Below are 13,687 nucleotides of genomic sequence, written 5' to 3'. Positions count from 1 at the left end.
CGGGGGGAGACGGGGGTCGCCGTCCTTCACCGTTATGTCATCAGCCGGCAAAACCGCCGCTGTCGAGGAAGGCCTGTTCTTCCTCGGTGGTGTCGCGGTCGAGGAGGTGGTTGCGGTGGGGAAAGCGGCCGAACCGCCGGATGATGTCGGCGTGCTGCCGCGCATATTTCAGGTTCTCGGCATTGTCGGTGTTCTGGAACAGCGCGACGCAATGCAACTGGTCGGGCAGGTGCTCGGAATGCATGAAGGGCAGGTAAAGGAATTCGAGCAGAATGGGATCGATCCTGCGATCGACGCCCCGATCGATTGCGCGGCGGGCGACGTCGCGCGCCAGCGCATCGCTGGCAAAGGCCTCCGCGGTGCCGCGAAACATGTTGCGAGGAAACTGGTCGAGCGCGATGACGAGCGCGAGCGCGCCGTCGTCGCTTTCCTCCCAGGACGCCAGCTGGCCAGCGGCCGCCTTCTCCCAGAGGCCGAGAAAGCGACGCCTGACCTCCGCGTCGAATGCGTCGCTGCGCTTGTACCAGTGCTCGCGCCCGGCCTCGCGCCAGAAGGCGAGAATGCCGGCCGGTGTGATGTCGTCGACGTCAGTCATCAACCCAAGCGGCCTACGCCGCCTCCGCCTTCTCGTCGCGGAGCTGCCGGCGCAGGATCTTGCCGACATTGGTCTTCGGCAGGTCGGTGCGGAATTCGATGTGCTTGGGCACTTTGTATCCGGTGAGCTGCTCCTGGCAGAACTTGATCACGTCCTCCGCGGCGAGGTTCGGGTCCTTCTTGACCACGAACGCCTTCACCGCCTCGCCTGACTTGGAATCGGGGATACCGATCACGGCGCATTCGAGCACGCCCGGATTGCTCGCGATCACTTCCTCGATCTCGTTCGGATAGACGTTGAAGCCGGAGACCAGGATCATGTCCTTCTTGCGGTCGACGATCTTGGTGTAACCCTTCTCGTCCATCACGCCGATGTCGCCGGTGCGGAAATAGCCGTCGGCGGTCGTCACCTGGGCGGTCTCCTCCGGTCTGTTCCAGTAGCCCGACATCACCTGCGGGCCCTTGGCGCAGATCTCGCCGGGTTGGCCCAGCGGCAGCTCGTTGCCGTCATCGTCACGGATCGAGATCCAGGTCGAGGGCACGGGAATGCCGATCGACCCGGAGAACTCGGTCGTCGTCGCCGGATTGCATGTCAGTGTCGGCGAGGTCTCCGATAGGCCGTAGCCTTCGGCGATGAAGCAACCGGTCACCGCTTTCCACTGCTCGGCGACGGGGCGCTGCACCGCCATGCCGCCGCCGTTCGAGATCTTCAGCTTGGAGAAGTCGAGCTTCTTGAAGTCGGGATGGTGCATCAAGCCGTTGTAGAGCGTGTTTACGGCCGGGAAGCTGTTGACCTGGTACTTCGCAAGCTCCTTGACGAAACCCGCGATGTCGCGCGGGTTGGGGATCAGCAGATTGCAGCCGCCGGCGCGCACCGCGAGCAGGTAACAGGCCGTCAGGGCGAAGATGTGATAGAGCGGCAGCGCGCAGACGATCATGAGCTGTTCGACATGCGGAGGCGCGGCGATCGCCGGCTGGAGCCAAGCGTCATTCTGCAGGACGTTGGCGACGATGTTGCGGTGGAGCAGGGTGGCGCCCTTGGAGACGCCGGTGGTGCCGCCGGTATACTGCAGGAAGGCCACGTCGCCCGGCGACAGCTTCGGCTTGTGGAACGTCAGGCCACGGCCGGCGGATATCGCGTCGTTGAAGGACACCGCGCCCGGCAGCGACCAGGCCGGCACCATCTTCTTGACGCGCCGGACGACGAGGTTGACGATCACACCTTTGAAGCCGAGCAGGTCGCCCATGCTGCCGACGATGACATGCTTGACTTGTGTCTTCGCGATCACCTGCTCGACCGTGTGGGCAAAATTTTCCAGCACGATGATGGCTTCGGCGCCGGAATCCTTGAGCTGATGCTCGAGCTCGCGCGGCGTGTAGAGCGGGTTGACGTTGACCACCGCGAAACCGGCACGCAGCACGGCGGCGGTGGCGAGCGGATATTGCAGCACGTTGGGCATCATGATCGCGACGCGGGCGCCGCGCTGGAGGCCGCGTTCCTGCAAATAGGCAGCGAGCGCCAGCGACATCTGGTCGAGGTCGCGATAGCTGATCGCCTTGTCCATGCAGATGAACGCCTTGCGATTGGCGAATTTGGTGAAGCTCTCCTCCAGGAGGTCGACCAGCGATGCGTATTGCGTCGGCTCGATATCAGCGGGCACGCCGGGCGGATATTGCTTGAGCCAGATGCGCTCCATGGAAACTCCCCTCATTTTGCCTGAGCCCGTTGTGTCTCGGGCTTGCCTCATTACCGGCAGTATCGAGCCTGCCGGAACGGGTGGCAAGTCGGTCGAGGCTTAGGACAACGGTCAGGGAGTGGCTACTGGAATCGTCGCAAACCGCGCTGCCGCAGGTGCGAAGCGCGGGGGCGGTTTGGCCTCGAGGGCGTTAACTGTTGTTGGCCGGCTTGGCGGCAGGCTTGGTCGCGGCCTTGGGTTTGGCGGCCTGCTCGCCGCTCGGTGCGGGCTTCGCCGCTGCATCAGGCTTGGCTGCATCAGGCTTGGCTGCAGCGTGCTTGGCTGCAGCGTGCTTGGGCCCGACCGGTTTGGCTGCGGTCTTGGTATCGCTCTTGGTATCGCCTTTGGCGTCGGGCTTGGCATCCGGCTTCGCCGCTGCCGTCTTGGTGCCCGCGTCTTTCAGCTTGTCGGCTGGATCAGGCTTTTTGGCGGCACGCGACTTCTTGCCACGCGGTTTCGGAGTTGCCTGCTGGTCGGCATCGGCCGCGACCGCCGCGATCAGGGCGGTGCCAGTGCGGGTCGGGCCAGTATAGACCAGCACGGGCTCGGCCGCAGCGGGCGGCGAGGCCATCAGCTCGGAGGCTTTCATCAGAGGCGGCTGAAGCCCGGCCGTGAAGAAGGTGACCTGGGCTTCGCCGCCGGTCGCCGAGGCCGATCCGGACGTGCCGCCAGCGCTGGCGATCAGCGCGTCGTCATCGTCGCTGGCCGGCCGCTTGCGATGACCGCCGCACATGTCGTCGCGCAGGTTCGGCGGCGAGGCGTCGACCGGCACCAGCTTATCGACGGTGCCGAGCGAGGGGCGGAGCCAGGTGAGATTGTCCTGGCTGAAGCCGCGCTCGAGCAACTGCGCCGCCTTCACCGCGCGCGCGGTGCCGGAATTCGCACCAAGCACCACCGCGATCAGCCGGCGGCCATTGCGCGAGGCCGAGGCGACGAGATTATAGCCGGAGGCGCAGATGAAGCCGGTCTTGAAACCGTCGGCGCCGGGATAGCGGCCGATCAGCTTGTTGAAGTTGCCGGTGACGCGCTTGCCAAAGCGGATCGCCGGGATGTGCACGTAATATTCGTATTCGGGCAGATCGCGCAGGAACGAGCGCGCGAGGATGCCGAGGTCGCGCGCGGACGTGATCTGGCCGTCGGCGGGCAGGCCGTTCGGATTGACGTAGCTCGTCTGCGTCATGCCGAGCTTCTGCGCGGTGTCGTTCATGATCGCCGAGAAGCCGTCGATTGAACCGCCGACGCCTTCGGCAAGCACCACGGCCATGTCGTTGGCCGACTTGACCATCATCATCTTCAGCGCGTTGTCGACGGTGAGCTGCGTTCCCGGGCGGAACCCCATCTTCGAGGGCGACTGCGAGGCCGCCGTCGGCGACACCGTGAGCAGCGTGTCCAGCGTGAGCCTGCCGTCCTTGACCGCCTTCAGCGTCACATAGGCAGTCATGATCTTGGTGACGGAGGCCGGATACCAGGGAATGGTCGCGTTATCGGCCTGCAACACCTTGCCGGTGTCGGCCTCGATCAGGAGCAGCGCTTCGGCGCTGGCCGCGTGCGGCGCAAGCAATGCGGCGCATGCGAGCGTCGCCGCGAACAGGTTGAACAGGGATTTGCGAAGCAGCGGGCGAAGGGCGTGCACTATCCGATTCCGGTCCTTGGAGATCCGCCGGTTCCGGTCGGCTCTCGCGATCTGATGTTCGGTTCTGAATCCGGCGCCGCTTGCGGCGTCGCAAACCTATACCGGCTCGTGCGTCGGGAATAGGGGTTTCGGCCGGGTATTCCGCAATGAAATAGGCCAAATTTCGACGGTCCTATGGGGACTTGACAGCAGTCGTTATAGCCTCAGCGGCCATCACGCTGGTCCGTGTATTCTCGTGAACCATGAACTGGGCCCTGGCGAGCTCGGCAAAATGGCCGCCTTTGGCGACGAGTTCATCGAAAGTTCCGCTTTCGATCACGCGGCCGTTCTCGAACACGAGGATCCGCGTGGCATTGCGGATGGTGGAGAGACGGTGGGCGATCACGAAGGTGGTGCGTCCCTTCATCACTTCGTCGAGAGCGGCATTCACCTTGGCCTCGGTGACGGCGTCGAGCGCGCTGGTGGCCTCGTCCAGGATCAGGATCGGCGGATCCTTCAGCAGCGCGCGGGCGATCGACAGCCGCTGGCGTTCGCCGCCGGAGAGCATGCGGCCGCGCTCGCCGGCATTGGTCTCGAAGCCGCCGCTGCGCTCGATGAATTCGAGCGCCTGCGCGCGCTCCGCGGCCTTGCGCATCTCGGCTTCGGTCGCATCCGGTTTGCCGACGCGCAAATTCTCCGCGATCGAGCGGTTGAACAGCAGCGCCTCCTGAAAGACCACGCCGATGTTTCGCCGCAGCGACGTCAGCGTCACGCCGCGCACGTCCATGCCGTCGATCCTGATGAAGCCGGATTGCGGATCGAAGGCGCGATGCAGAAGCGCGATTGCGGTGGATTTGCCGGCGCCGGTGGCGCCGACCAGCGCGATGGTTTGACCGGGCAGGGCCGTGAAGGCGAGATCCTCGACCGCCGGCCGCTTGCCGTCATAGGAGAAGGTGACGTCGTTGAATTCGACCAGGCCGGAGAGCCGCCCCGCATCGATCGCGTCGGGGCGGTCGTGCACCGCGGGCACCGCATCGAGCACGTTGAAGAATTCGCGCAGGCGCGGGGCTTCCATGAACACGTTGTTGATGAAGCTCACGACCTGTTCGAGCTTCTGGATCAGCAGCGTCGCGAAGCTCACGAACATCACGATATCGCCGACCGAGGTGAGCCCCTGGTCGTGCAGCGCGATGCCGAGCGTGAAGATCGCGAGCACCGTGATGGTGGTGGAGGCGCGGGTGATGACGGTGACGAGCGCCCACCACGACAGCACCGGCATTTGTGCCGCGAGCAATTGGTCGGCGATGGAGCGCAGGCCCTGCACCTCGGATTCGACGCGGACAAAACTCTGCACCAGCGCGACATTGCCGAGCGCGTCGGAGGCGCGGGCGGAGAGCTCGCTATATTGCTCCTCGACCGCCATCTGCATGCCGAAGGTCCTGCGCACGACGAAGGTGGTCAGCACCGTGAACACAATGCAGAGCACGAACAGCAGGATTGCCAGCCGCCAGTTCAGGTAGAGCGACAGCGGCAGCAGCACCACCACCGACAGGATCGCGGCAAAGTGCTCGCGGAAGAAGCCGAGCCAGAGCCGCCACAGCGCATCCGTGCCGTTGAGCATCACCTTCATCAGCCGGCCCGAATGAGTGCCGGAGTGGAAGGTCAGCGGCAATTGCAGGATATGCTCGAAATAGCTGGTCAGCACCGCCTGGCGCTGGCGGTGGGAGAGCCGGTCGGCCTGGAGCGCGACAAGCGCACTGCAGGCAATCGTGAACAGCCCGAATGCGACCCAGGCGATCAGGAACGGCCAGGCCGAGCTCGAGCCGGCCACCGTCTTGCCCGAGAGCACGTCGACGATGCGGCCGAACAGCACGGGCTCGGCAAATTGCGAGCCCGCCAGCAGGAGATTGGCGACCGCAAGCAGCCAGCCCAGTCGAGATTCTTTGCCAAGCAGTTCCAGAACGCGGGTGTAGAGGCGGAAAATGGACATGCAATACGCTGACCGCGGGCAGGTCGGTAGTCAACCGGCTGATGGATTGCAGGACTACACTGGTGTGGACGGCTCAGGCCACCTTCAAGGTTGGGATCTGGCTGACGTCCACCGTCTGTTCCGCGTGCCAGGTGTCGTAAGTGGCCTGCATCCGGACCCAGATGCCGGCGCCGCCTCCAAACAGTTTTCCGACGCGCACCGCCACCTCCGGAGACAGCGGCTTCTTCTCTCCGACGATGTCGTGAAGATGCTGTCGCGAAATACCCAAGAGGCGCGCGATCTCGACCTTGGTCTTGCCAGAGACTGGCAGCATGTCTTCGCGGAGCACTGCACCGGGATGGACGGGACAGCGACGGGAATTTCTCTTGGCAGGGTACTCGGCCATGACGCCCTCGACTCGGTTAATGATATTGCTCGAGATCGACCCGATAGGCATCGCCATTCTCGAACTCGAAGGTGATGCACCATGGTCCATTCACATGGACGGTGTACCTGACTGGCTTCCCGTGCAAACGGTGAAAGTCGAAGCCAAGCATGTTCATGTCCTCAGGAAACGAGGCGCTATCGAGTTGATCGAGCCGTCGCAGGATTCTGGCGTGCATCTTCAAATCGATCTTCGCCGTCTTTCTCCTAGACCAAAGATCGCCAAGGGCCTTGTTCCGGAAGGACTTGATCAAGGTGCTACCAAAATCCGATAGATACCGAATGTAAGCTATTTGCTTACATATGTCAAGATCGGCACCTCAATTGATCAGCCGCCCCTGCACCGGCGGCAGGAACCGATCGTCGAAGATATCGCCCGCCGCCGGCCGCTTGCGGAATTTGAAATCCTGCGCGATCTGGTCGATCGAGCGCTCCAAGCGCGCTGGGTCGATGCCGCCGAGGCCGTTGCGCTTGACCTCGTCGGTCAGGATGTTGTCGACGAGCGCGCTGCGCAGGCGTTGCAGCTCGAGGTCGCGGTCGCCGTCGTCGACGCGGCTTGCGGCCTCCGCCGCCGCACGCGCCGGCTCTTTGACTGTTATGTTGACACCGGCGATCAACGCGCGGACGAATCCCTTCACTGTGTCGGGCTTCGCGGCTGCGAAAGCGGGGTTGGCCACCACGGCGAAGCCGTAGGCTTCGCAGCCATAGTCGGCATAGCGGAGGACCACGAGATCACCGCCGGGCACGCCGCGGTCGCGCAGGTTCACCGCCGAGAGATAGCTGAAGCCGGCGACCGCATCGACCTGTCCCGCCGAGAGGATCGGCTCGCGCACCGCGGGGCTCATCTTGTGGAATTTCACATGCTGCGTGTTGATGCCGTTCTGCTGCGCCAGCGCCGGCCACAGCCGCATCGACAGATCGCCGTCGGCGACGCCGACGGTCTTGCCGTCGAGATCGGGCAGCAAGTGAATGCCGCGGCTTCTGCGCGCGACGATCGCGTAAGGCGCGCGGTTGAACAGCACGAACACCGCCTTGACCGGCGCGGCATCGTCCTTATCGCGAAAGCGGATCAACTCGTTGATGTCGACGAGCGCGAGCTCGCTGTCGCCTTTGGCGACGCGTGCGAGCGCATCGGGTGATCCGGCCGCCCTGTTGAAGGCGACGTTGATACGCTCGGCGCCGAATCGGCCGTCCTTCGCCGCCATGAAGAACGGCGCCATGCTCGCATCGATCGCGCGGTCGAAAGTGAAGTGGATCGCAACGGACGGCGTGGCGGTCTCGGTCGCTGTGACATCGCGTGCGGTCAGCGCGGCAAGCGGGATTGCAAGGGCCAGCAGGCCGCGAAGGGCGATGGTCTTGAATGCGAACATCAGTCGCGCCGGTCCCGCATTGTTACGGTTCAGTGACGCTCGGAGCGCCCGCCGGCGGCGAGTCTCTCCGCGCCAACATGAACGGTGGATGAGCGGCGGTTGCGTCATGATTACGCAACCCCGTTCAGCTTGTGTTGGGGTTGGGGAACCCAACATGGGATGCGGGTGTTTGAGAGACATGAACCTGTCGTCAGGCACCATTCGAGGTCCCAAGGAGGGTCCAGGACATGTTTGACAGATTTTCGAGATTTGGCGGCCGCAAGGCCGTGCTCGCCACCGCCGCGGCGTTGGCGCTGACCGCGGTCGCCCCTACCGCCTCATACGCAGGCGGCCGCCACTGGCACGGCGGCGGCGGCGCGGCGGCTGCTGCAGCCATTGCCGGCATCGTCGGTACTGGCCTTGCGATCGCGGCGACCCGCAATGCCTACGCCTACGACGACGGGCCGTACTATGGCGGTCCCGCCTATTACAGCGGCCCGACCTATTACAGCGGGCCTGCCTACTACGGCAACGGCCCCTATTACGGTCCGGGCCCGAACTACCAGTATCAACGTTACGGCGGCACCGCTCCGTCCGAACTCTGCGGCCAAGGCTACCACACGAACTGCTACTAGCTTTGGCTACTAACGACTGACCACGACAAGCCGTCGCGCTTGCCGCGCCGGCCTGTCCTTTTGCTTTAATTGTCAGGCGTTAACGCGCTCGCCATTGGTTTAGAGTAGTTTTGAGTACCATGAGTGATTCGCTTGAGCGGCTATATCTGGCTGTGCTCGCGGCCAAGGACCTTGATCCGGCAACATCGCGCACCGCGCGGCTGTTTCAGCGTGGTCCTTCCAAAATGGCGAAAAAGCTGGCCGAAGAGGCCATCGAGGTCGTGATCGATGCGGTTAACGGCGATAGCGAGGCCGTGATCCGGGAAAGTGCCGACCTGCTCTACAATCTCACCGTGCTCTGGGCCTCGGCCGGCGTGCGCCCTGAGGACGTTTGGCGCGAAATGACGCGGCGGGAAGACATGCTCGGCATCGCCGAGAAGCTGCCGAAGTCGCCGATGAAGCTGCCCAAAGTTGCGTCACCGCGCGTTGCCGCCAGGCGGCCAATTGTCACGCTCGAAGGCCGCACCGCGCGCAAGCGCCATTAGAATTGGCGCAATTCGCCTCAATCTCGGCATGGACAAATCCGTCCCATGGTGCTTCATCGCGGCGCCATGCTGAAACGAATCTACGACTGGTGCATCGACGCCGCCCACAAGCCTTACGCGCTCTGGATCATGGGCGCCGTGGCTTTCGCAGAAAGCTCGTTCTTTCCCGTTCCTCCGGACGTGATGCTGATCCCGATGTCACTGGCGCGCCCGCAGCGCGCCTGGGTCTATGCGGCGGTCTGCACCGCGACATCGGTGGTTGGCGGCCTGCTGGGCTACGCCATCGGAGCGCTGCTCTTTGACTCGGTCGGTCACTGGCTGATCCAGGTCTATGGCCTCGGCGACAAGGTCGATGCCTTCCGCGCCTCCTACGCCGAGTGGGGCGCCGTGATCATCCTGCTCAAGGGCCTGACGCCGATCCCCTACAAGCTCGTGACCATCACGTCGGGCTTTGCCGGTTACAATATCGGGCTCTTCATCCTGTGTTCGATCGTGGCGCGCGGCGGACGCTTCTTTATCGTGGCGATCCTGCTCAATCGTTACGGCGACTGGATCCGGGTCAGGATCGAGAAGCATCTCGGATTGTGGGTGGCGATTGGCGCCGCGGTGCTGGTGCTCGGCTTCGTCGTCGCGATCAAGCTGATCTAGAGCATGGTGCGGGAAAGTGTGAAGCGGTCTTCCGAAAAGATCATGCTCACTCATTAACCCTGCGCTTTGCCGCAGCGCCGGGTTCGGCTACGGTCGCCGTTATGATGGTTCGATCCGGCAATCCGGTCCTGCGACTGGGGACGCTGACTTCAGCAGCACTGTTGCTCCTGCTTGGTGCCGGCGGGACCGGATGGCCGCAATCCACGCCGCCATCGCTCGGCCTCCAGGAGCAGGGGCCGCAGGCCGCGCCGTCGCCGTCGACACCCGCTCCACAGGCGCCACCGGCCCGTGAGGAGAATTCCGGGCTAATCAACGAAATGGGCAAGCTGTTCGATAAGCTGCCCTCGATCCTGCCGCCGATCAAAAGCCCCAGCGAGACCATGAACGATCTGTCGCGGCTGGCGAAGCCGTCCGCGATGGTGTCCGGGCGCATGGCCTGCCCGGTCTCGTCAAACGGCGCGCCGGACTGCAAGCAGGCCGCCGACCAGCTCTGCCAGAGCAAGGGCTATAAAGAAGGCAAGAGCCTGAACGCGGACTCCGCGGAAAAATGCTCGGCGAAGGTCCTGATCCCGGGCAGGCAACGCAAACCGGATGACTGCCGCACCGATACCGTCGTCACCAGCGCGCTGTGCCAGAACTGAGGACATCGCGCGAGCAAAGGAGCGCCCATGAGCCGCACGGAGCAGGACTTCCTCGGACAACGTGAGATCGCTGACGACATTTACTACGGCGTCCAGACCATCCGCGGGAAGGAGAACTTCCACATCACCGGCATTCCGATGAACCAGGAGCCTTACTTCGTGAAGGCGCTTGGTTATGTCAAGAAGGCAGCCGCCATGGCCAATCGCGACCTCGGCGCGGTCGACGCCAAGGTTGCGGACGCGATCATCCTCGGCTGCGACCGCGTCATCGCCGGCGACATGATGGATCAGTTCGTCACCGACTTCATCCAGGGCGGCGCAGGCACCTCCACCAACATGAATGCAAACGAGGTGATCGCCAACCTCGCGCTGGAATCGCTGGGCTTTGTCAAGGGCGACTATCAGCACGTTAGCCCCAACGATCACGTCAATTACGGTCAGTCCACCAACGACACCTACCCGACCGCCTTCCGCCTGGCGCTGATTCTGCGGCTCGAGAGCTACATGACGGCGCTGCGCCAGCTCCAGGAGGCGTTCTCCGCCAAGGGCCGGGAGTTCGAGCGCGTCCTGAAGATGGGCCGCACCCATTTGCAGGACGCGGTGCCGATGTCGCTCGGCGCGGAATTCCGCGGCTGGGGCACCACGATCGGCGAGGAGGTCGACCGCATCTCGGAAGCACGTGCGCTGCTGCGAGAGATCAATCTCGGCGCGACCGCGATCGGCACCTCCGTCACGGCGGCGCACGGCTATCCCAAGCTCGCGGTCCGGCATTTGAGCGCGCTCACCGGCGTCGACTTCATCCTTGCCGGCGATCTCGTCGAGGCGACCTCGGACACCGGCGCCTATGTCCAACTGTCCGGCGTGCTCAAGCGCACCGCGAGCAAGCTGACAAAAATCTGCAACGACATCCGCCTGCTCGCCTCCGGCCCGCGCGCCGGCTTCAACGAGATCAACCTGCCGCAGCTCCAGCCGGGCTCGTCGATCATGCCGGGCAAGGTCAATCCTGTCATTCCCGAGGTCGTCAACCAGACCAGCTTCCTCGTCATCGGCCTCGACACCACCGTGACGCTGGCGGCCTCGGCCGGCCAGCTCCAGCTCAACGTGATGGAGCCCGTGATCTCGTTCGCATTGTTCTTCTCGATCCGCACCATGGAGCGCGCGGTCAACAGCCTGCGCGAGAATTGCGTCGTCGGCATCACCGCCAACGAGGAGCACACCCGCAATATGGTGCTGAACTCGTTGGGTATCGTTACGGTGCTGAAGCCGCTGCTCGGCTACAAGCAATGCGCCGAGATTGCGCGCGAGGGCTACAAGAGCGGTAAGTCGCTGCATCAGATCGTCGTAGTCGAGCGGAAATTGCTCACGCAGGAGAAGTGGGACGAGATGTTCTCGTTCGAGCGGCTGATCAATCCGGATCTAATTGCGTAAGTGCTGATCTCGCCTCTCGTCATTCCGGGGCGCGCGGAAGCGCGAACCCGGAATCCATCACGCCACCCACGCTGAGGCCCGATGGATTCCGGGCCTGCGCCTGTCGGCGCATCCCGGAATGACGGAGGAAGGAATTCCGCGGCTTGGAATTGCGGTAGCGACGTCCGGTCCGGCGTCAAAACGCAATACTTGACAGTGGAAAGATTGCCCTGTTGGTATGGCTCCCAAGCTTCAATTCGTCGGCCAATAAGGATCGTTCCGCAATGTCCATGCCTGCCTTGTTCAAGGGACGCCTGTCGATTCCCGTGATTGGTTCGCCGCTCTTCATCATCTCGGTTCCCGATCTCGTGATCGCGCAGTGCAAGGCAGGTGTGGTCGGCGCGTTTCCGTCGCTGAACGCGCGTCCGCCGGAGCTGCTCGACGAGTGGCTGGCGCGGATCACGGAAGAGCTCGCGGCCTATGATCGTGCGCATCCCGACCAGCCGTCGGCGCCGTTCGCGGTCAACCAGATCGTGCACAAGTCGAACAACCGCCTCGATCACGACATGCAGCTCTGCGCCAAGTACAAGGTGCCGATGATCATCTCTTCGCTCGGCGCGCGCGAGGAACTCAACCAGGCGGTGCACGGCTGGGGCGGCATTGTCTTCCACGACGTGATCAACCAGAAATTCGCGCACAAGGCGATCGAGAAGGGCGCCGACGGCCTGATCCTGGTCGCGGCCGGCGCCGGCGGCCATGCCGGCACCATCTCGCCGCTGGCCTTCGTCGCCGAAACGCGGAAATGGTTCGACGGTCCGATCGCGCTGTCGGGTGCGATCGGCAACGGCAAGGCGATCCGCGCTGCGCGCATTCTCGGCGCAGACTTCGCCTATATCGGCTCGGCCTTCATTGCGACCAAGGAAGCCAACGCGGTCGAGAAATACAAGCAGATGATCGCGGGCGCGACGGCCGACGATATCGTCTACTCCAACCTCTTCACCGGCGTGCACGGCAATTATCTGAAGCCTTCGATTCTCGCCGCCGGCATGGATCCGGAAAACCTGCCGACCTCCGATCCGTCCAAGATGAATTTCGGCACAGACGCTTCCGGCGAACGTGCCAAGCCGAAGGCCTGGAAGGAGATCTGGGGCTCGGGCCAGGGCATCGGCAGCGTGGAGAAGGTCATGCCCGCAGCCGAGCTGATCGCGCGCTTCAAGAAAGAATACGACGAGGCGGTCGATCCGCCGTTGTGACCACTCCCGTGTCCAGGACGCGGTGCACCGCTACGCGTTGCGCAGCATCCGGGGAACGCCAGCCGAGATCGAGTCGGACATGACCGCCATCTACCGCGTGGACGGCAACAGCGTCGTCACCAGCCCGGACGCCGCGGGGCCGTGGGACCGGCGCATGCAGCATGGTTCGGCGCCGGCTTCGCTGGTGACGTGGGCGGCCGAACGGATTCCGACACCGGTGCCGATGGATATCGCCCGCGTCACCATCGACCTGATGCGCCCGGTCCCGGTCGCGCCCCTCACGATTGCGACCGAGGTTTTGCGCGAGGGCCGCAAGATTCAGCTCTGCGAAATCAAGCTGCTCGCCGACGGCGTGCAGGTGGTTGGCGCCACCGTGCTCAAGATCAAGCGGCAGTCGTTGCCCCTGCCCGATGACGTCAAGGAGCTGCCGGTTGTGCTGCCCTCGCCCGAGGACTCCCTTGTCGAGGACGGCCACGCTGCCATCAGTCCTTTCGTGCGATCGGTCTCGATGCGCGCTGCGCGCGGCCGCTTCGGCCAGGCCGGCGCCGGCGCGATCTGGTTCCGTGTCGACCATCCCCTGATCGAGGGCGAAGTGGTCTCGCAAGCGATGCGCGCGGTGGTCGCCGCCGATTTCTCCAACGGCACCGCCTCGACGCTCGATTTTCGCGCCTGGACCTACATCAATGCCGACCTCACTGTGAGTTTGTCGCGCCAGCCCATCGGCGAGTGGATCTTGCTTGACGGCGAATCCTGGATCGGGCCCGACGGCACCGGGCTCGCGATGTCGCGGCTCGCCGACCGGCAGGGCTATTTCGGCCGCGCGGTGCAGAGCCTGGTGATCGAGAAGCGGCGAGGATGACGGGCAAGCCGTGATC

Annotated in this window: 14 protein-coding genes; 7 read left to right on the top strand and 7 right to left on the bottom strand. The window is 64.0% G+C overall.

Annotation, left to right across the window (positions count from 1 at the left end):
* Window positions 1-40 precede the first annotated feature (40 nt).
* From IVA80_RS23325 to IVA80_RS23295, 7 genes are all read right to left on the bottom strand, one after another.
* Window positions 41-595: a DUF924 family protein gene (locus IVA80_RS23325; protein WP_247435822.1), complete on the bottom strand. Its 555-nt coding sequence runs from the start codon at window positions 593-595 to the stop codon at window positions 41-43.
* 13 nt (window positions 596-608) lie between these two features.
* The gene (locus IVA80_RS23320; RefSeq protein WP_247435819.1) at window positions 609-2,291 is read right to left on the bottom strand and encodes a long-chain fatty acid--CoA ligase; all 1,683 of its coding nucleotides are present in this window, start codon (window positions 2,289-2,291) and stop codon (window positions 609-611) included.
* A 190-nt stretch (window positions 2,292-2,481) separates the two neighbouring features.
* Window positions 2,482-3,963, bottom strand: coding sequence for a D-alanyl-D-alanine carboxypeptidase family protein (locus tag IVA80_RS23315; RefSeq protein WP_247435816.1), 1,482 nt, complete (start codon window positions 3,961-3,963; stop codon window positions 2,482-2,484).
* A gap of 172 nt (window positions 3,964-4,135) precedes the next feature.
* Window positions 4,136-5,932, bottom strand: coding sequence for a glucan ABC transporter ATP-binding protein/ permease (locus IVA80_RS23310; RefSeq protein WP_247435813.1), 1,797 nt, complete (start codon window positions 5,930-5,932; stop codon window positions 4,136-4,138).
* A gap of 73 nt (window positions 5,933-6,005) precedes the next feature.
* A complete protein-coding gene (locus tag IVA80_RS23305; RefSeq protein ID WP_247436042.1) occupies window positions 6,006-6,317 on the bottom strand; it encodes a HigA family addiction module antitoxin in 312 nt (103 codons plus the stop codon).
* Window positions 6,318-6,333: 16 nt separating this feature from the next.
* A complete protein-coding gene (locus tag IVA80_RS23300) occupies window positions 6,334-6,609 on the bottom strand; it encodes a type II toxin-antitoxin system RelE/ParE family toxin (protein ID WP_247435810.1) in 276 nt (91 codons plus the stop codon).
* A 66-nt stretch (window positions 6,610-6,675) separates the two neighbouring features.
* Window positions 6,676-7,725 carry an ABC transporter substrate-binding protein gene (locus IVA80_RS23295; protein WP_247435806.1) on the bottom strand — a complete coding sequence of 350 codons (1,050 nt, stop codon included), beginning with the start codon at window positions 7,723-7,725 and terminating at the stop codon, window positions 6,676-6,678.
* A gap of 227 nt (window positions 7,726-7,952) precedes the next feature.
* Between IVA80_RS23295 and IVA80_RS23290 the strand changes: the two genes are divergently transcribed.
* The 7 genes from IVA80_RS23290 (at window position 7,953) to IVA80_RS23260 (ending at window position 13,671) form a co-directional block, all read left to right on the top strand.
* Window positions 7,953-8,339, top strand: coding sequence for a hypothetical protein (locus IVA80_RS23290; RefSeq protein WP_247435803.1), 387 nt, complete (start codon window positions 7,953-7,955; stop codon window positions 8,337-8,339).
* Between the two features lie 119 nt (window positions 8,340-8,458).
* Window positions 8,459-8,863: a phosphoribosyl-ATP diphosphatase gene (gene hisE, locus IVA80_RS23285; RefSeq protein ID WP_247435800.1), complete on the top strand. Its 405-nt coding sequence runs from the start codon at window positions 8,459-8,461 to the stop codon at window positions 8,861-8,863.
* A 45-nt stretch (window positions 8,864-8,908) separates the two neighbouring features.
* Complete coding sequence (locus IVA80_RS23280) at window positions 8,909-9,511, top strand: YqaA family protein (RefSeq protein ID WP_247435798.1); 603 nt, start codon at window positions 8,909-8,911, stop codon at window positions 9,509-9,511.
* 101 nt (window positions 9,512-9,612) lie between these two features.
* On the top strand, window positions 9,613-10,152 hold the full coding sequence (locus IVA80_RS23275; protein WP_247435795.1) for a hypothetical protein: 540 nt from the start codon (window positions 9,613-9,615) through the stop codon (window positions 10,150-10,152).
* Between the two features lie 27 nt (window positions 10,153-10,179).
* Window positions 10,180-11,580, top strand: coding sequence for an aspartate ammonia-lyase (locus tag IVA80_RS23270; RefSeq protein ID WP_247435792.1), 1,401 nt, complete (start codon window positions 10,180-10,182; stop codon window positions 11,578-11,580).
* A gap of 263 nt (window positions 11,581-11,843) precedes the next feature.
* Entirely contained in the window at window positions 11,844-12,812 is a 969-nt protein-coding gene (locus IVA80_RS23265; RefSeq protein ID WP_247435789.1) for a nitronate monooxygenase family protein, read from the top strand.
* A 79-nt stretch (window positions 12,813-12,891) separates the two neighbouring features.
* Window positions 12,892-13,671, top strand: a complete 780-nt coding sequence (locus IVA80_RS23260; RefSeq protein ID WP_247435787.1) for a thioesterase family protein — start codon at window positions 12,892-12,894, stop codon at window positions 13,669-13,671.
* Window positions 13,672-13,687: the final 16 nt, after the last annotated feature.

This window comes from Bradyrhizobium sp. 139 (genome assembly GCF_023074175.1).
In the GTDB taxonomy this organism is placed as follows: domain Bacteria; phylum Pseudomonadota; class Alphaproteobacteria; order Rhizobiales; family Xanthobacteraceae; genus Bradyrhizobium.
Note: the sequence above shows the minus strand (reverse complement) of the source record. Positions and strands in the feature narration are given on the sequence as shown.